We start from the raw sequence: 18,600 nt of genomic DNA, 5'->3' as shown, positions 1-18,600 counted from the left end.
TGCCCGCAGTTCAAGCTTCAAGCATTCGGCAGGCAATCCCTTCCGATGGTCAGCTCGCCGGTTTCCGTCCAAAAAACGGCAGCACCATCAACGGCCTTTTCACCCTTGGTACCGACCGCATCGATGTAGGCTGCCAACTGCGGCCAGTAGCTTTCGAAGCGCTTTGCATGGTCTGCCACCGCCCCACTTTTGTGATCGACGATGATGATGCCGTTTGGACCTTCAGCGATAAGGTCGAGGATGATGATTTGGCGTCCGCCATCAGACAAAGCGATGTCGATTGGCTGTTCGATATGCAGGCGCGAATAACCAAGCTCAGTGAGAGTCTGCCGGAGAGCTTGCGCCTGTTGCGCGAGCAGCTCGACTTCAGCCACGGCGATCCGACAATGCTGGCCCACCCTGTGCCGCAGATCCGGCCTGCATAGCAAAATCCGCAATGCCTCGTGGACTGCAGTTCCCTTATCCGTTGCCTGTGCGAGATCCGATCCGGTGAGCCGGACACCCGCTGAAATCGGCCGGGTCTCAATTTGCAAAGGCAGCGGCCGAGTGGTGGCCATTGCCTGCGAAGGACTGATGACTGGGGTAATGAGGCCGATAGCTCGCCTTTCAATGGCAAATCTGGGTTCTCGATCGTTGCTCTCAAGGCGAACTCTGTCCTCCCTGTCGAACGACGCTGGGATCTCCTTGCCACAAATCGTCATGCGCGACGGGAAGTGCGCCGCCCCGACAGTGATCTGATTGCCCTGCAACTTGATGCCACAGCCGTCGTTCAAAAGACGGCGCGCCGTGATCGGTAGTGGCGGCTCAACCTTGTCGTCGTCCTGCGGCCATTCGATGATCAGGCGATTACGCGCACGGGTCAGAGCGACGTAAAGCAATCGGCGCGCTGTTTCCTCGCACTCGGGATACAGTCCGTCTAGAAAGCGAGCTGTCGCTTCGGGAGCAGCAAAATCAGGCGCATAGGCAAGTGTCGCCTGTTCGATCACATGATCGAGATCGTCGAAATCTGGAAACTTTGTGCTGAATGTGCCGGCGCGCGGGTCGAGTTTGTGATCGAGGCCGCAAACGACCACGACCGGCCACTCCCGCCCCTTCGAGGCGTGCCAGGTTACAATCTCGATGCCATCGGCCTCCGCGCCAGCGGGATTCGGACGGAGATCCTCACCCTTCAAGCCGACCTTGTTCTCGAGCCACCCAAGGAAAACGTTGGCACTCTGGCCATAGAAACCTGAGGCTTCGCGCATATCCCGGTGTGCATCCAAGAATGCCGCCGCTTCAGCCTCGAAGCGAAGAAGGTCCGCTCTCATTTGGGCGGGATCGTCAAGCCGGTCGCACCAGTCTCGCAGCCCGGCAACCTGGATCACCCGATGGACCAGTCTGTCCACCGGCGTCGCAAGCGAGTCAGGCCAAAGTCCCTGCAATGCCATGAGTTCTGGTGTCTCGATCCGGCCGTCCCGGGCCAGAGCGCCAAGAGCATCGCCGAGCGGCGTTGCGCCCGGGCCGAGCGTTGCGGTGCAGATCGCTGCATGGTTGTCTGCCGGATCGACGGCGAAACGAAGCGCGAAGCATGCTGCCTGAACGATCTTGCTTTGCCACCAGCCTCCTTCTGCAACGCGGACCGGCAAGCCCAGGGCCCGCAGCGCGGCGGCATAGCTCGCGCAGTGGCTATGCGTCGGGCACAGGATGGCAACATCCCGGGGCTCCAGGTCGCGCAAGGCCTTGGAATGCCTGTCCACGATGGTCACCCGATCATCCGTCAGCAGGGACAGGAGACGATCAGCGATGAAATGCTGGGGCTTTCCGCCGGAGCGGGCACCGCGCTTGTTGGCCAGCCCGATGACCTCCAGAGCGGTGTCGTGTCCCGAGGCATTCTGCGCGGCAAGCGCCGTATAGTCCTCACCGAAGAGGCACGGCCCCAGTGCGTTCATAAAAGCCATGATGCGCGGATCAGAGCGCCAGTTCCGGTCGAGCGGGCTGGTTTCAAATTGCTGTGTAAGGGCGATGGTCAGTCGCGGATCCGCGCCCTGGAAGCCCATGATCGCCTGCTTGGTGTCGCCGACGATCAAGGCGCGTTTGGCCTTGCGGGCCAGCGCCCACAGAAAGGTGAACTGGATCGGGTTGGTGTCTTGGAACTCGTCGACAATGACGCAGTCGACCTCGTCCATGATGGCGCCAAGCACGGCGGGCTTTTCATCGAGTATCCGCGCAGCGTTGGTCACCATGTCGCTAAAGTCGATGACGCCGAGCTCGCGTTTTCGGGTCTCGTAGTCCGTCATCGCCGACTGTGCGCCTTCGACGAGAGCGCGCGCATGCGAAACCGCATCCTCGAGCGGTCCGGGGTGAAAAACCAGGTTGTCAGCCGCCAGCATGACCGCAGATGCAAGATCGTCGTAGCCGTCAGGGGTCGGATTGCCGCGCATCGACAGACGCAGGCCCCGCAGCTTCTGCCACAGCCGCCAGTCTGTACCGCCGGATGCGAGCAGCTGCTGAGCCTGCTTCAGAGCGCGGAAGTTCTCGCGGAATGCTGTCTTGGCGGTGGCACTACCAGCATCGTCAGCGAGCGAGCGAGGAAAGGCCTGAAGCAAGGCATCGACAGTCTTCTGGAGCGCTGCAGCCAAAGTCTCAGATTTGCCGATAGGTGCACCGTATCCGGTCCGGATGGATGCCTCGACAAAGTCGGCCATCGCCGGATCGCTGCCTCGCGGACCGAGCGTTCGCAGCAAGGCGATGACGCCGAGCAACTTCTTGCGGAAGCTGTCCTCTGCGGTTTGGTCCGAGGAGAAGCTTCCTTGATAGCCAAGGGCGGCGAGGTTTCGGGAAAGCTCGCTCAATGCAGGATTTTCTTCGATCGAGCGACGGATCAGCAAGTCCTGCTCGTCTTCAGCGATCAGACGCTGCTGCGGAGATGAACCCGATGCGAAGGCGTGCTCGATCAGCAATCGGCGCCCCAGCCCGTGAATGGTGGAGACATAAGCTCTCTCGACAGCCAGCGCTGCCGACAGATTGCTGTCCGCAATCAGAGCGCCCCGGATCCGCTGCCGCAACTCCCCGGCGGCGGCTTCTGTGAAGGTGACCGCGAGGATCTTCTCTGGGCGAACCTTGCCGTCCCTGACCCATTGGGTGAGGGTTTCCTGGATATGGTGCGTTTTGCCAGCCCCGGCGCCTGCGGGCACAATCGAAAGTTCAGTCATCGAGTTCGTCCGGGAGGATTACAGAAGGAGCGGTATCGTCACGCATGAATGCGGTGATCAACGGACTGTCTTCGAGAGCGTAAGTGCCAAGTGCGGCGGCTTTCTGGAAGAATTTGGCGTCTGCCGTGGTGTTCGTTTCGAGCCGGCCAGCCTTGAGGGCGTCGAATCTCGCCGAAATCAGAGCAAGTGCATTCACGGCGATGTCACCTGCGACGAGTTCGACATCAGTGCTGTCAAACACCTCGATGCCATTGAGAAGGACGTTGCCGTCGTTGAGCGTGTGATAGGCAACCGCTGGCTGTTTGGACCAGCCGTTCAAGGTCTCGCCAATGCGAACGACAGCTTCGTGGCTGCGCTCATCGATCCGAACGGTCATGCGCCGATAGAGATCGACCTGCAGGTCCCAGCCCTTCTGCAAGCGCTGTCTGCGGGTTCCGGAGCTGCTTTTTTTGTAATCGACGACGATCGGCTGCCCATCGGGAAGGCGAAGCAGGCAATCCGCTTTGCCATGTACGGGATGCTCGAACAGGGTCCCCGAGAGCCAGAATTCGTTGCCCACGATCTCGGCGTCGAGGGATTTCAGTACCATCGACCAGTGCTTGGCGGACTTGGTGATTTCCGCCTCCAGCGTGTTGCGTTCGACAGCCCAGGCCGACGTCTGCAGGAACGGCGCAATTGCACGAATGCGTTCCAGAAGAAGCTCGGGCACCTTTTCTTCGATCACTTCGTCGGACGGGTGGTCCTTGCCCGGCGGGAAGAGGCGTTCGAATACCTCGTGGGCGAGAGAGCCGCGCAGCATGACGTCAAGCGCTTCCGGCTGCCACGAAACGTGCTCGGCGCCGAGTTCAGCCAAGACCCAGGCCAGCGGGCTGATGAGGAGCTTTTCAAGCCGGCTCGGGCTCTGCGCTCTCGGGGTGCCATCATCCTTCTTGCGCAGGCTCAGGAGATCGAGATCAAACTCATAGTGCGTTAGCACTTCGATGGGCTCGAGGGGGTCGACCACTGGCCGCGGCTTCCAGGCCACCAGCCTGTCCCAGATCGTACCTTCACTATGCGTGAGTGGTACGACCAAAGATTCAGGATCATCCATGCCGGTGATGAGCCGGGAGATGAGTGGCAAACTTGACGAGGCGGAGAGAAAGCTGCCGCTGCGATCGCGTTCTGACAGGAGGAATATGACCTGGTCACTTGCGGCTCCAATCTGCCGCGCGAAAAGGTCGAGCGATGTATCGAGCTGCTTGGCCTGGGACGGGAGCTGCAAGCCGATCGTGTTTGAGATCGCCTCAACCTCGCTGTCGAGGAAGAACGGATTCCCCGAAGGCGGGGGCGGATAGGCACCGTCGTTGAAGCCGAGGATGAGAAGTTTGCGAAACTGCCGCTTAGGCATTTCATGCGCCAACATGACCGAGATACCGCCCAGGTAGTAAGGTCCACGTGGGCAAGGCGGTGCCTGGTATGCTGCGGCCAATTGGATGGCCTTTTCAAGCTCCGCTCCGGCGGCATCATTGGCGTTGCCGAGGGCGGCCAAAAGGCGCGAAGCCAGCTGCTTCGTCTCAGCGACATCGGACGCAAGCAACTCGTCCTCACTGAGCAATCTCAGGAAGGAACGGATTTGCTCCTTGAGCTGACCGTTCGTCGTAGGTGACGCTGACCGGATCAGCGAGAAGAGCGCAGCCTGTTTTCCGTTCAAGTCTTGCATCAACATCGGCTGAAAATCGCCGGCCATGACCGCATTTGCCAAGGCCGATCCAACATCCGGGGACCAGCACAGAACGGGGGAACAATATAACGAGGCGAGCGCCATGGCGGGGGCAGGCCGCCGCCTGCACTGCAGGAAATGCAGGAGCGCTTCACCCCCGACATTTCTTCGATCCGGCGCAGCAGGGAGCGATGATGCCGTAAGGCCCGCATTCGCGAAGGCTTCCGACAGGTAATGCGTATACTCCGGCCCCGATGGCAGGATGATGCCGATCTCGCTCGCCGACAAAGTTCGATCCTCGGCAAGCCAGCGCTGGATGATGGCGGCGGCGGCTTCGCATTCCGTGAGTGCATCGCGGACGGAACAAACCGCGAGGCTGTCGTCCATGGGTACCGTTGGCGCCGACGGATCAAGCAGATGCCTTTGGACATGCCCGGCGAGGATCGATTCAGGCGCTCGGCACGTCTTGGGGGCCGAGACCAGGCGGACGTAATCAATATCGTCCTCGTCCAGCTTGCCGTAGTGACTTTCGAGATGCTCGAGCACAGCGCGCTCGAGAGATGTCAGCTGGGTGCTATTCCGATCCCAGATCACCTGAAGCGACTGCAACGCATCGCCTGCCTCACAGGCGAGGAATGCCTTCAATATCGCCAGTTCGGACGGAACGATTGCTGGATTACCAAACCAAAGATCCCGTAGCGCCTCGATATGGGTGCGCGCCCTCCGGCCAGTTGCCAGGGCGGCGGTCGCAATGGATCCAGGCTCGAGGTCCCGCGTGGCCATCATCAGATGGCGCAGCATTGCGGCAACAGCCGTGGCTGTCTGTTCGGGGGCGACAGTAAAACTCTCCGCCCATGGGGCATCCTTACTCTGCGCTTCAAGAACCTCGCGCAGCGGCATCTCGGCACAATGAGGCAAGGCATAGAGGCTCGCCAGGAGCTGCGGACTGAGCGGCATGCAGCTCGCAAATGGCGCGTGGCCGATCCGCAGATGGCAGTTCTCAAACATTCAAACTAATCCCCCGACGACTGTCACGCCACGCCCAACACGCTCTCTGCCCATTAGCTACGACAATTTCGGTCGCAACATTTCCTGAGCCGCCGCGAGCCGCTGCTCCATCGTGTCCTGCAATGCCGCTGGCCCTTCGATCAGCAAATCGCCCGCCCATCCAAACAGGTGATTGGCGAGCTCAAAGAGCCCTCCGGATCGAAATCGCACCAGCAGCTCCTCGCCATCATCTTCGAATTGCTGATGCGGGTGGAACCGCCATGCCCGCGCTCGCTCGACCGCATGCGGGCGGACCCGCAGCACAATATCGTGATCTTCCTCTTGCCAGATGCCGAAGCTGCGGGACATCCAGGCGTCGAGATCCCAATCATCCGGTGGGCAACCGACTACCCCGCTATCTCGAACGTTGCTCATGCGATCGAGCCGAAAGGTGAATGGGGGATCATCCCGGTCAGGCATTTTGCCAAGCAGATAGGTGATGGGGCCATGGATCAGGCCGTATGGGATGACCCGCCGCCATGCTGGCGCAGCAGCCCAATCGGGCTGATAATCAAAATCCACACAATGGGCGGCAAGGATCGCTGACTGGATCGTTGTCAGATCCTCGGGCGAAGCGATGACGGCTGGCCCTGCCGCAACGCGGGATCGCTGCAACCGGGTGAGCAGATCGAGGTCATTGTCCAGCCGGCGCCGCTCAGCGCTGTCAAAGGCGATCTTGATCTTGGAGAGCAGCTTCTCAAGCGCTTCGGTGTTGGCTGTGCCCTCGATCCGCCCGGCTTCGACCACTGCCTGGAGCGCGGCGACTTCGGCAGCGTTTGGCCTAGCATAGGCCCGGCCCGGGCTATCCTTGATCCTGAATCGTTTGATGCGCCCATCGACGGCTTCGTCCAAGTCGAAATGAATGAGTATGACGTTGCGAAGTCGCTCGACAGTTCGGCGATTCACCCCAAGCAATGCAGCCATCTCATCGAGCGACAAGCCTTCGATGCTTTGCGTCAACGCATGCACGAGTTTGAGTGTACGATCGAGGTTACTGAGGCGCTTTGTCATTACAGCCACTGCTAACTGCCTGTCCTGCAAGCGCAAGTCGCATCACGCACAACCCCCAAGTTATACGACCATATTTGTCGCACCTCTGTGTTTGAAATCTCCAAATGGAACCAGAACTCAGGGAGATTGCGCGCAAGATGGCACGTCAAAGGGCAGCACAGGCGGAATTCAGCCAGAGCGAGCAGGGTGAAGCAACGCATTTCGCTCACGCTGCTGCGCGCGTTTTGCAGGCGTTGAGTGTCAATCAGGTCAAGCGGTGCGGCGAGGATCTGATCGACTTGATTGACCGCGAGGTGCCTGTTGCTGCGTTAAATAAGCTCACCAATCGGGAAAAGCCTTCAGTGGCGGAAATGCGGGCTGTCGCTCGGCAATTGGCAGCGAAGCGCGCCGTGCCAACCCAGTTGGACAGCGTGTTTGCATGGGTCGGCGAGCTGTTCGGCCTCGATTCCGCTGAGGTCACCATCCTCAGCATCTTTGCCCGCTGGGGAAAATTTGACTGCTGGCGAGAGCTCGTGCGCCGGGCACCCATCTCATGCAGCAACCTCACCCCGAGTGCTGTCGCCCAACTCTCCGGTCTCGCCGGCAACACCGTCGACCGAAAACTGATGCCCGGTGCACCGCTGTTTTCCTCGCGCCTTCTGCATGACGACCGCGACGGAGAATACAGCCTGAGCCCCCTGCTCAGGCGCCTCATTCGGATCCACGCGGAAAGCCGGGACGAGATGCTACGCTGGCTCATGCCCGAACCGGAGCGAGGGGGATTGCTCTGGCATGACTTCGAGCACCTCGATCCGTTGCGGAGTATCGCTCTCAAAGTCCTCACGAGCAAAGAGCCTGTCAGCATCTTGCTGTTCGGGGAGCCGGGCACCGGCAAAACCGAGTTTGCGCGCACCCTTGCCACAGAGGCCGGAAGCGGCGCGATCTTTGCCGGTTTGAGCGACGATTTCGGCAACGAGCCCGATCGCTCTGAGCGCCTCGATCATCTGATGATCTTGCGGGCGATGTGCCGTCATCACCGCGACAGGGTCATCGTCGTCGATGAAGCCGACGATGTCCTGATGATGAGCGAGCGCAAAGGCAGTTCCAAGCAATGGATTAACCGTCTCGTCGAAGCACCGCAGGTTCCCACGATCTGGATCGTCAACCAGCGTTCGCGATTGGACCCCGCCGTCCTGCGACGCATGACCCTTGCGATCGGCTTCGATCGCCCGCGCCTGGCTGTGCGAGAGCGAGTAGCCCAAAGGTCCGCTGAAGCCGCATCGGTTGACCTCAGCGATGCTGAACTGCGCGATATTGCTTGCCTGAAAGCGCCCCCTGCCGTGGTGGCTGCAGGTATGAAGGCTGCCCATCTTGCCAATGGCGGGGCAGATGTCGCGAAGACTGCGATCCATAGCGTCATGCGCGTTCTGGGACAGTCCTGCACGCCGGAAGCGTCCGGCTGCTCAGTCTACGACCCCAATCTGTCGCGTGCGGACACGGATTTGTCTCGCCTTGCTGAGCGCCTTGCCGCCACCCCAGACCGCGGTTGGAGCCTGCTGCTGTCTGGGCCTTCAGGTACTGGCAAATCCGCTTTTGCAAGGCATCTCGCCCAGGTCATGGGATTGGAGATCGAAGAGCGGCGGTGCTCGGACCTCATGAGCCCCTATGTAGGTGAGACCGAACAGAACATCGCCGAAGCCTTTGCCAGGGCGGCAGAGCGCGGCGCACTGCTGTTGATCGACGAGGTCGACAGCTTCCTGTATCGCCGCGAGGTGGGTCAGAGGAGCTGGGAGGTCAGCCAGGTCAACGAGATGCTGGTGCAGCTCGAACACCTCCGCACTCCCTTCGTCGCGACGACCAATCTGGCCGATAACCTTGATCCGGCGACACAGCGCCGCTTCACGATCCGTGCCACGTTCAATGCCATGACACCCGCTCAGGCCAGCCAGCTTTTCAAAGCCAGATTCGGAATCGACTGGCCTTTGGAGTGGCCCATCCACCATGGCCAAACCCCGGGCGACTTTGCCGTTGTTGCGCACCGCGCAAATCTGTTGGCGGAACGAGATCCTGCTGTCCTGGTGCGCTGGCTGCGTGACGAGATTGAAGCACGCGGCGACCGCGCAAGGGGCACGATGGGGTTTCACATCCACTCGGACACTGCGCCACCCCGACGAGCAGAGCGGTTGGACGAAGCAGCATGAAACCGAGAGAATAGACCTGCGTCAGTCGACCACAGGATAGTTCGGCATCGGCCACCTGTGTTCCGGGTTATCCATCATCAGATCGATGAAGATTGGCAGAAGGCAGCCCAGAATTGAGGCACCATCCCTCACTTGATCGCGATTGACATCGCTGTTCCAGGTTGCGCCGCCATGTACCAATTGGTTCCTCAGGACATAGAGCCGATCGAACAAGATCGAGAGGATCCGCGCGGTGTCATGATCGCGCAAGGCATGCTTGATCGCGGTTCGGCTGCGTTCAAGCTTCTGCTCCCAATCCGCGTGGCCTGCGGCCCCATTCTGGTGCTGCCAGAACGGGTGATAGACATAGCGATTGTCCAGCAACAGCCGTATTTCCTGACTGAACCGCTGCCAAACAGCATCGTAGACCCGGTGGCGCGCGTCGAACTTTACCAAGGTCGAGAAGAAAGCCTGGAACAGTCCGCGTTCGCCTTCCGGTGCAGAGCTACTGGCTGAAGCCTCAACATCACCGGCATAGGCCGCGTTGAACCCGATCCAGAGAAGAATGAAGCGGACGTCATGGTCCTGATCCTCAGCTTCCGCACGCCGAAGCCAGGATAGCGCGCGATGAACGCGCAGTGCCAAGGGGGTCTGAAAACCTTCACGCAGCGAGCGCTGCTTCTCTTTCAAGGCTTCGGGATGGAGAGAATTGCCAAGGGGGTAACGGTAAACCATTGGCACAGCTTAGCGCTGGAAATCCTAACCGAATAGATCACAGCGACATCAGCTTGGAATTTGGGAGACGGCGCGGATCCATTCATCGATCTCGGCTTCAACCCAAACTGCGCATTTCGGCCCCAGCGATCGCGATCTCGGGAACCGCCCCTCGCTCATACGCTGATAGATGGCGGAGCGGCGCAGTCCGACGCGGGCGATCACTTCCGGCAGGCGTAAAAGCCTCGCCGGCGGCGCTGCTTCGGGCGGTTGAGGCATGTGCATTTCATCTGGTGTTGCATGCGGCATTGTTGATCTCATTTGCTTGGGTTCGGTCCCCTCCGAACTCTCAGGCTACCGCGACAGTGACATCGTGATGTCTCGGCCCACGAAATCATCGATGTGCTTGGCAAGCATTCGTGCCACGAGCTGTGAGGTGCCGTTGGCCCACCGAGGCCGCAGATCCTCAATCCGCCGCCCCAGGGTCCGCTGAAGATGGACTGGGAGGCTGGTGAAGAACTCTTCGAGAAATTCGCCCATCTCGCCATGCATCCACTCGCAAGCGAGCTCTTCTTGCCCGGCAAGAGCAAGGATAATGGTCGCGCGGGGGTGCGCTCCACAGGCGGCGAGCACTAGTGCCGCTTCGTCGAGCCCGATAGGCCGCTCGCCACGCGCTACGCGAAGCAGGGTCTCGCGGTGCATCCCGCATTCACTGGCAATCCTGTGGCGGGGTTTGCCGCCGGCATCGATCGCATGGGCGAGCACGCGAGCCAGACTTTGATTAGCCGGTCTGGCAACGGTGGTTGGATGGTGCATGGCTGTCTCCTTGCATCTGCACTGATGCGATTCGCAGGCATATCGCGAAGCATCCCATGTAGGAAAATGAAAAGAACATACATGGAACATCTCGTTTAGAGGCGAATCAGTTCCTCTATCCGAGTCGTCGCCAAATCCCGGCTGCCGTGACGGGCTTCACCGACACAAAAATTCTGACTTTACGTCCTTATCGTCGATTTTATGCGTTGAGCTGGAAAAGATGCGTCCGCATCCTTCCACCTCCAGACGGTATTGCTGCTGAACACTTTCCTACCAACATTTCCTAGATGCATGTGGAACACACAGCGAACGCAAGAACGCTGTGACCACCCCTCCAACCGGAGCTTCACATGCAGTCTCTCACCCTCCCCCGGCGCGCCAGCGTCAAGGGTCTCGGCAAGACCCTCAACATTGCTATCCCGGTCGCAATCGCGGCGCTTGCGGCGAGCGCCGCCTATGCCGGCGCTGACACGACCTTCACCCCTGCCCTCACGAAGTTCACCGACTTTCTGGAAGGCTCGGGCGGCAAGATCATCACGGTCCTCAGCCTCGCTGGCGGCCTGATCGGTCTGGCATCCGGGCGTTTTTCGCTCGGCCAGGTCGCCGTTCCGGTGGGTGTCGGCATCGGTGTCGGCACGGGTGTTCCGATCGTCACCTCGGTTGTGACCGCGGTCATCTGAGCGCGGCAAGGGAAGGCGGCGTCGCCATGGCAGACCCTTACATCATTCCTCGGCGGCTCGATGACCCGGAGCTTATCGGCTTCTGGACCATCGACGAGTTCGCGGGAATGCTGGCCCCCTTCACCTGGGGGATCCTCACCCAGCATATCTTTATCGGCATCATAGTCGCCTTCGGCGCCTGGTTCGCATTGCGAAAGGCAAAAGCAGGACGCGCCAGCTCCTGGGTAGCCCACGCCGCATACTGGTATCTGCCTGCAGGATTTCTGGGCCTCAAGGCAACGCCGCCTTCTCACTGCCGACTACTCGCCGGTTGAGGGGCACTTCCATGTATTCCGACATATCCCACGAACGGCAGCAATCGCTGCTGCGCCAGCGGAACCTCTTTGCGCTCACCAGTGCCGGCCTTGGCCTTGCACTGGTCGTCGCCGGGAGCCTTGCCGCCACCCGCGACCGCGAAGTGGTGCTGGTTCCGACCGTTCCCAAAGCGCTCACCGTGAGCAGTGCCGGGGTCGAGGCCGATTATCTCGAGCTCGTCACCCGCGATGCGGCCCTTGTTCTTCTCAATCGCAGTCCGGAAGGCCTCGATTACTGGATGAACGAGATCCTGAAGCTCGCTGATCCTGCAAGCTATGGCCGCCTCAAGGCCGAGCTCGTCCGGATCGTCGAAGAGCAGCGGGGCTCGGATGTCACCCAGGCATTCGTAATCCGGTCAATGACGGTCGATCCCAATGGCCTCACCTCGGATGTGACCGGCACGCTCAAGACCTTCGTCGGCGCGCAGGTGATTGCCAGTGACGAACGCCGCTTCCGTTTCAGCTGGACTTACCGCGGCCTGCGCCTCGCGCTCTCCGGGTTTGCGCAGCTCCCCCCACAGGACAAATCCAAGGAGGCCCAGTGATGGCTTACCGACCAGCGGCCCACGCACGGGTCCTACTTCTGAGCGCGGCCGCGCTGCTCGCCGTAGCAACGACATCCGCCCATGCGGCCGACCAGTTCAAACAGGGCGCCGATGGCGCGGCGATCGAATGCAGCGTTTCAGCGCGAGAGCTGACCCGCTTCGCATTGGTCGACGACCAGTTCGCCAGCGTCTCGAAGATCTCGACCGGGACGCCCTACAACGACTTTGCAGTGACCAACGAGCCTGTGCGCGGCGACATATATGTGTCGGTGCCGGAAACTTACGCGGCACGGTCGATCAGCTTCTTCACCACCACGAAGAAGGGTTTTGTCTACAAGGTCGCGTGCCGAGTTGAGCAAATTCCGGCAACCCAGGTCTTCATCACCAACCCCGCCATTGCGAAGAACCGGGCGGCGGATTGGGAAAGCCAGACCCCGATCGAGACCAGCGCCGTCAGGCTCATCCAGGCGATGGCCAATGACCGGACGGTCGACGGTTTCGAGGTCCGCCAATCGACTGCCATACCCGCACGGGTCGGCGATCTCGAAGTCCAGCTCATCGCTGATTATCGCGGCGCCAGCCTCACTGGGAAGGTCGTCCGCATCCACAATCGCGGAGCGAAACCCGTGACGCTCGCCGAACGCGATCTCGCACCGCGCGACACGCTCGCCGTCTCGATCGCCGAGCCAAAGCTCGAACCCGGGGCCAGCACCACGGCCTTTGTTGTCGGCGCAAGCGGGGAGACCGGCCATGACTGATGCAACCCATACGCCAGGCACTGCCCCTTTGCAGGCCGAGAGCGCAGCATCGTCCGAACTTTCCGGGCTCAACGCCCGTACCGCGCGCCGTCAGAAGCTGCTGCTGGGGTCGCTTGGAGCACTCGCCCTCATCGGCGGAAGCTGGTTCATCCTTGGCGGCGACGACAAGGCCAAGACCGGCGATCCCAATGCGGCGCAGACGATCGACACGGCAGGCCTGGTCAACCGCGACCTATCCCAGCGCGAGTTCGTCGCGACTTATGGCAACCGGCTGGATGCGGTCACGCGCGAACAGAAGGCGCTGAAAGACGGCAGCATCCCGCGAAGCGAGATCGAAGCGCAGCTGGCGGCTCTCAAAGCCGAGAACCAGGCCATGCGTGTCGACGGACAGGCTGCGATCGATGCTATCTCGGCAGAGAACGCCGAGCTCAAGACCCGGCTTGCCGCGCAGCCTGCATCACCGGCACCGGCTGTACCGCCACCGGCTTATGGGCCGCAGGCAGGCGGCTATGACGCAAGGGCCCGGTCACCCCAAACCAGTACCGGCGCCGCAGCAGGCGATCCGCAGGGCGGCATGATCCCTTCGCCTGGCGAGGTGAAGCTGATGAGCTTCAGCTCCGACAAGGCAGCGACCAATGGCCTCCGTGTGGGCAGGCCAGATGCGCCACCGGTCGTCGTCGAGGATTCGCCTGATTACCTGCCGCCCAACTCCTACGCGCCGGCACGCGTAATCGTCGGCGTCGATGCCTCGGCAGGCGTCGCCAGCCAGAACGATCCGCTGCCTGTGGTGCTTCGGATTACCGGCCCTGCTCGTTCGGTCATGCAGAACGGAAAGGTTCTGACCACCCGGATCCAGGGCTGCGTTGTCAACGGCGCGGCACGCGGGGATCTCAGCAGTGAGAAGGTCTATGTGAAGCTCGCCCGCATGACCTGCGATCAGCCTGGCGGCAGGGTCGCAGTGAGCGAGGTCAAAGGCTTCATCAGCTTCGCTGGCAAGTCCGGGGTCCGCGGCCGTGTCGTAAGCCGCGAAGGCAGCCTTGTCAGCCAGGCCCTGCTGGCCGGGATCGTCGGCGGCTTTGGGCGCGGCTTCTCGGCCAATGCCAACAGCGTCTTTTCCGGCGTCACGACCAACCCCGACGGCAGTCGCTCCAAGCTATCGGCGGGCGACATTCTCGGCGGCGGGCTTGGCCAGGGTGCCGCCGATGCGGCCGACACGGTCAGCAAATACCTGATCGAGCGCGCCGAACAGTACCAACCTGTCGTCGAGATGCCGACCGGCATCGATGTCGAGATCGTGTTCCTCGACGGCGTCTACGTGAGGAACTCCCAATGATTGAAAATACTCTCCTCGAGCAGGACAATCGTCGGCGCCGCTGGTTGCGTGCCAGCGCCGGACTGGCGGCGATCATCGCCGTGTCGGCCGCGACGGGATGGGGTGTGGCAAGCCTTGCTGCCCCTGCTGCCGCTCCGGACACGGCGAAGGTTCGAGAGGCGCTCAAGCTGCGCCTGCCCAAGACGCCGATCGACGCGATCAACTGTAAGGGCCTTGGCGGCCTGTGCGAGGTCGCTTCCAAATCGACGCTCTTTTACGTCGATCGGGCCGCAAAGTATCTGGTGATCGGCCGGGTCTACGACATGGAAGCCCGTCAGGATCTGACGGCTGCCCGCTTGCTTGCCCTCAATCCGGACTTGTTGGCAGCGGGGGCAGCGCGGCGCAGCAATCCCGAGACGCAAGCGGAAGGCGGCCCGAGCGCAGCCGCAGCTTCAGATCGAAACGCGGCACCGCGACATGTCCCGCTCGGCAAGCTTCCCGCCAAAGGCGCCATCACCTGGGGACCGGCCGATGGTCCACGTGTCGTCGTCTTTTCAGACTTCCACTGCGGCTATTGCAAGAAGCTCGAGGCCGAATTGAAGGCGATCGGGGCGCGGGTTGAAGAGCGGCCGATCTCGATCTTCGGGGCGGAAAGCCGGCGCGATGCCGAACGGGTGCTGTGCTCGCCGCGGCCTGAGCTGGCGCTGCATATGGCCTATTCGGGTCTGGCGCTCGCCAATCCCAAACCCTGCGACACGAGCGGGCTCGATGCCAACGAGGCCTTCGCGCGGGCCCACGGTTTTGGCGGCACCCCTGTGATCGTGCGCCCCGCCGATGGCGCCGTTCTCGAAGGCTTCCGGCCTGCCGCTGTGCTCCGGGACTTCCTGCGCGCTGGCCCCTCCCTGGCCCCCACCCCTGCTCCCAAAGGATAGACCCATGCGTTTTCCGACACGTCTCCTTGCCTGCGCCTGTCTGGCTGGTCTTGCCAGTGGCTGCGCCACGTTCGGCACCAACGTCGAGGGCGATTTCACCTGCCGCGCGCCGAAGGGCGACTGCGCACCGGCTCACATCATCGATGCCAAGGCGACGGACAATCTGTCGAACGGCGCGCTGCTCCATGCTGACGCGCGGCAGAGGTCAGGCGTCGTGGATGCCGACACCAGCCGCACAGCGGAACGCACCTTGCGCGTCGTCTTCCCCGCTCATGTCGATGAAGCTGGAACGCTGCATGACGAAGCGGTCGCCTGGACCGTCGTCGAAAATCCGCGCTGGGCCACCGAGCTGCGCCGCAAGGCGGGCGAGGATCAGGGCGGATCCCTGATGCGCCAGGTGCGTCGGCAACTGAAGGCTGCTCAGGCAGTCGCATCGCAAGACGGGGCGGACCAACACACGGACGTTGCTGACGACCTGTCGCCCTTCACGTCTGCCGGCACTGCCGAAACCGGGGCCGAGCAACCCCTGGCCGCGGAAGCCCCCAATTTGCTCACTGAAACTTCAGATGCCTCGCCGCTGGTCCTCCCCTCCACGGCGCGCGAGGCCGTTGCCGGTGCCAAGACACCGGCGGTCGAGGGGTTCGACACGTCGCCTCCCCCGCGTGATCGAGCCCCTCGGCCTGAGGCGGGGCAGAGCGCTCCGCTGTTCCCGAGCGCAGCGGCGATTGAAGCCGCGAAAGCTGCAATCCGCCCGGCAGTCAGAACCGGCGAACAGCCCATCGTCAGCACCTCGCAGCCCAAGGAGCCCAAGTGATGGCCGAACAACTCAAGACCGTCGTCGATCGGCTGCTCAGTGGATTGCTGGGTGATGCCGAGCACGCCGACAGAGCCCGCCCGCAGCTCATGGTCGACATGCTCTCCGACTGGCTCCCCTACCGGGTCTACGATCCGGCAACCCGCCTTTACTTCAACGCACGCTCGAAGGGCTTTGTCCTTTCGGTTACGCCGCTGATCGGAGCCGACGAGCGCACCGGGGAAATCCTGGGACAGTTCTTCTCGGAAGGACTGCCAGCAGGCGCCTGCCTTCAGGTACTCCACCTTGCAAGCCCGCGCATCAGTAGGATCATCGCCCCGTGGTTCGCCCCACGATACATCCAGGGCGGGGTGTACGAGGCGATTGCCCGGCACCGGGCGCGGCGGCTCTATTCGCTCGTCTGGGAGTCCGGCTCGCCGGACGCGCCCTTCCATGCGCGGCATCACCAGGTCATCGTCTCGGTCGGGGTGCCGACGTCCAAGTCGGTCAGCAATGAGGATCTCAAGCAGACCCGCGATGGCCTGGTGGCGATGCTCAAGTCGCTCAATCTCGGCGTGGTCGAAGTCGGGCCGGAAGCGCTCATCGCTGTCATCGATGATCTGACTTCGCCTACCACCGCCCCGCAGGACGATGCGGTGCCCTACAACCCGAACGATTCGATCGCCTCCCAGGCGATCCGCCACGACATCGAACTGGTGGTGGCTGAAGACCGCATGCGGCTCGTGACCGAGCGTTTCCGCCCCACTGGCAGGGTCAATGACGGCGTGCCCGAAATCGGGACCGTCTATCCCGATGCCTTCGATGTCCGGCATTTTGCCGTACGCAATATGCCATCGCGCTGGGCTCCGTGGGAATGCGCGCGGCTGATCGGCGACCTTTTCACCGACAAGCTGCGTTTTCCCTGCCCGGCCGCCACCATTCTCTGTCTCGTCTATCCGGACCAGGAGGCGGCTTCGGCGAAAGCCGGGTTCAAGTTCATGCGGACAACCAGCCTCGCCGGAACCCGCAGCGCCCGGTTTCTGCCGCGGATCGGGGAACAGGCGGCTGAGTGGCAGCATGTGCAGGCCGAGCTCCAGGAAGGCCGCCGGCTCGTTCGGGTCTTCTACGGTGTCACGACCTATTCACCGCTGGGCCAGGGCGACCGCCACGAACGCGCGATCAAATCAATCTACAAGGCGGCGGGTTGGGACCTTACCGACGAGCGCTACCTCCAGATCCAGGGATTGCTCGCCGCGATGCCGCTCACCCTGGCTGACGGGCTCGGCGCCGACATGGAAAGGCTGAAGCGGTTCAAGACCGTGTTGTCGACGACCGCAGCCAATATCGCGCCCATGCAGGGCGAGTATCTCGGCAGCGCCCACCCCCACCTGCTTTTCGTCGGGCGGCGCGGCCAGCCCTTCTTCTGGTCGCCGTTCGAGAACGAGGCCGGCAACCACAATGTTGCGATCTGCGGCAAGTCGGGATCGGGCAAGTCGGTGCTGCTCCAGGAGATGTGCGCCGCGCTGCGCGGCGCCGGCGCACAGGTTGTCGTGATCGACGATGGCCGCAGCTTCGAGCACTCGGTCAAGCTGCAGGGCGGTCGCTTTGTCGAGTTCACGATGAAAGCGGGCTTCTGCCTCAACCCCTTCTCGATGATCGACGGAACGCGCGCCGCCGAGGACGAAGATTACCGCCTCGACTGCTTCGGGATGATCAAGGCGATCGTCGGGCAAATGGCCCGCCACAGCGCGAAGCTGACCGATACCGAGCGCGGGCTGATCGACCGGGCGGTCAACCTCGTCTGGACGGAACATGGCGCGGCGGCCACAGTCACCACCGTCGGCGAGATTTTGGCTAATCTCGGCCATGACACGGCCGCAGACATTGCGACTGCGCTTGCCCCCTACATGGCTGGCGGAACCTACGGCGCCTTCTTCGAAGGCCAGGCCAGTCTCGACCTCGATGCAGACTTCACCGTCTTCGAGATGTCCGACCTCGCGAGCCGGGAAGACCTGCGCAGCGTGGTGCTCTCCGCGATCATGTTCATGACCAGCCAGGCGATGACGCGCAGCCCGCGGTCGCTGCGCAAACTCCTGCTGATCGATGAAGCCTGGTCGATGCTGAAGGGCGGTTCGATGGGTGAATTCGTCGAAACCTATGCCCGCACCTGCCGCAAGTATGGCGGCGCGCTTGCGACCGCCACCCAGTCGCTCAACGACTACTACAAGTCCGACGGGGCGACGGCAGCGCTCGAGAACAGCGACTGGATGCTGATCCTGCAGCAGAAGCCGGAGACGATCGCCGATTTCAAGGCGAGCAAGCGCCTCGACATGGACGATCGCACCGAGACGCTGATCCGCAGCCTCAAGCGCTCCGGCAGCGACTATTCCGAGGTGTTCATCAAAGGACCGGAGACCGAGGCGATCGGGCGGCTCGTGCTCGACGACTATTCGGCAACGCTCTTCTCGAGTTCGCCCCAGACCTTCGCCGCCATCGATGCCGAGATCGCGCGCGGCCACCAGCTCGCCGATGCCATCGAGCGCATCGCTCATCCCAACCGCTGACACCTCTTCACCAAAGGATCCCTATT

Annotated in this window: 15 protein-coding genes; 9 read left to right on the top strand and 6 right to left on the bottom strand. The window is 62.0% G+C overall.

Going from position 1 to position 18,600, the window contains the following annotated elements:
- Window positions 1-17: 17 nt before the first annotated feature.
- The 3 genes from K426_RS04430 to K426_RS04420 are packed head-to-tail and all read right to left on the bottom strand — an operon-like array spanning window position 18 to window position 6,984.
- Window positions 18-3,191 carry a UvrD-helicase domain-containing protein gene (locus K426_RS04430; protein ID WP_066554265.1) on the bottom strand — a complete coding sequence of 1,058 codons (3,174 nt, stop codon included), beginning with the start codon at window positions 3,189-3,191 and terminating at the stop codon, window positions 18-20.
- Window positions 3,184-5,898: a PD-(D/E)XK nuclease family protein gene (locus tag K426_RS04425; protein ID WP_066554263.1), complete on the bottom strand. Its 2,715-nt coding sequence runs from the start codon at window positions 5,896-5,898 to the stop codon at window positions 3,184-3,186. The genes K426_RS04430 and K426_RS04425 overlap by 8 nt, the downstream gene beginning before the upstream one ends.
- A gap of 57 nt (window positions 5,899-5,955) precedes the next feature.
- On the bottom strand, window positions 5,956-6,984 hold the full coding sequence (locus tag K426_RS04420) for a helix-turn-helix transcriptional regulator (protein ID WP_237229945.1): 1,029 nt from the start codon (window positions 6,982-6,984) through the stop codon (window positions 5,956-5,958).
- Between the two features lie 68 nt (window positions 6,985-7,052).
- On the opposite strand from K426_RS04420, the gene K426_RS04415 reads away from it, so the two are divergent.
- Window positions 7,053-9,128 carry an AAA family ATPase gene (locus K426_RS04415; RefSeq protein ID WP_066554258.1) on the top strand — a complete coding sequence of 692 codons (2,076 nt, stop codon included), beginning with the start codon at window positions 7,053-7,055 and terminating at the stop codon, window positions 9,126-9,128.
- Between the two features lie 21 nt (window positions 9,129-9,149).
- On the opposite strand, the gene K426_RS04410 is transcribed toward K426_RS04415, so the two are convergent.
- From K426_RS04410 to K426_RS04400, 3 genes are read right to left on the bottom strand one after another with little or no spacing between them, the layout of a single operon-like run.
- Window positions 9,150-9,842, bottom strand: coding sequence for a HEPN domain-containing protein (locus K426_RS04410; RefSeq protein WP_066554256.1), 693 nt, complete (start codon window positions 9,840-9,842; stop codon window positions 9,150-9,152).
- A 48-nt stretch (window positions 9,843-9,890) separates the two neighbouring features.
- Window positions 9,891-10,130 (bottom strand): AlpA family phage regulatory protein, encoded by a 240-nt coding sequence (locus tag K426_RS04405; RefSeq protein ID WP_237229944.1) that lies wholly within the window; start codon window positions 10,128-10,130, stop codon window positions 9,891-9,893.
- 45 nt (window positions 10,131-10,175) lie between these two features.
- Window positions 10,176-10,637, bottom strand: a complete 462-nt coding sequence (locus tag K426_RS04400) for a hypothetical protein (protein ID WP_030089677.1) — start codon at window positions 10,635-10,637, stop codon at window positions 10,176-10,178.
- 350 nt (window positions 10,638-10,987) lie between these two features.
- Here K426_RS04400 and K426_RS04395 point away from each other — a divergent pair, with 350 nt between their 5' ends.
- The 8 genes from K426_RS04395 to traC are packed head-to-tail and all read left to right on the top strand — an operon-like array spanning window position 10,988 to window position 18,574.
- Complete coding sequence (locus K426_RS04395; RefSeq protein ID WP_011445803.1) at window positions 10,988-11,317, top strand: hypothetical protein; 330 nt, start codon at window positions 10,988-10,990, stop codon at window positions 11,315-11,317.
- A gap of 26 nt (window positions 11,318-11,343) precedes the next feature.
- Window positions 11,344-11,631: a type IV conjugative transfer system protein TraL gene (gene traL / locus K426_RS04390; protein ID WP_020819170.1), complete on the top strand. Its 288-nt coding sequence runs from the start codon at window positions 11,344-11,346 to the stop codon at window positions 11,629-11,631.
- Window positions 11,632-11,642: 11 nt separating this feature from the next.
- Complete coding sequence (locus K426_RS04385) at window positions 11,643-12,215, top strand: type IV conjugative transfer system protein TraE (RefSeq protein WP_066554251.1); 573 nt, start codon at window positions 11,643-11,645, stop codon at window positions 12,213-12,215.
- On the top strand, window positions 12,215-12,973 hold the full coding sequence (locus tag K426_RS04380; RefSeq protein WP_066554249.1) for a type-F conjugative transfer system secretin TraK: 759 nt from the start codon (window positions 12,215-12,217) through the stop codon (window positions 12,971-12,973). Before K426_RS04385 ends, K426_RS04380 begins: the two co-directional genes overlap by 1 nt.
- Entirely contained in the window at window positions 12,966-14,306 is a 1,341-nt protein-coding gene (locus K426_RS04375) for a TrbI/VirB10 family protein (RefSeq protein ID WP_066554247.1), read from the top strand. The genes K426_RS04380 and K426_RS04375 overlap by 8 nt, the downstream gene beginning before the upstream one ends.
- A complete protein-coding gene (locus tag K426_RS04370; RefSeq protein WP_066554244.1) occupies window positions 14,303-15,217 on the top strand; it encodes a DsbC family protein in 915 nt (304 codons plus the stop codon). Before K426_RS04375 ends, K426_RS04370 begins: the two co-directional genes overlap by 4 nt.
- Before the next feature lie 4 nt (window positions 15,218-15,221).
- Window positions 15,222-16,031, top strand: a complete 810-nt coding sequence (locus K426_RS04365; protein WP_066554241.1) for a conjugal transfer protein TraV — start codon at window positions 15,222-15,224, stop codon at window positions 16,029-16,031.
- On the top strand, window positions 16,031-18,574 hold the full coding sequence (gene traC / locus K426_RS04360; protein ID WP_066554239.1) for a type IV secretion system protein TraC: 2,544 nt from the start codon (window positions 16,031-16,033) through the stop codon (window positions 18,572-18,574). The genes K426_RS04365 and traC overlap by 1 nt, the downstream gene beginning before the upstream one ends.
- Window positions 18,575-18,600 lie beyond the last annotated feature (26 nt).

Source organism: Sphingobium sp. TKS (genome assembly GCF_001563265.1).
Classification (GTDB): domain Bacteria; phylum Pseudomonadota; class Alphaproteobacteria; order Sphingomonadales; family Sphingomonadaceae; genus Sphingobium.
Note: the sequence above shows the minus strand (reverse complement) of the source record. Positions and strands in the feature narration are given on the sequence as shown.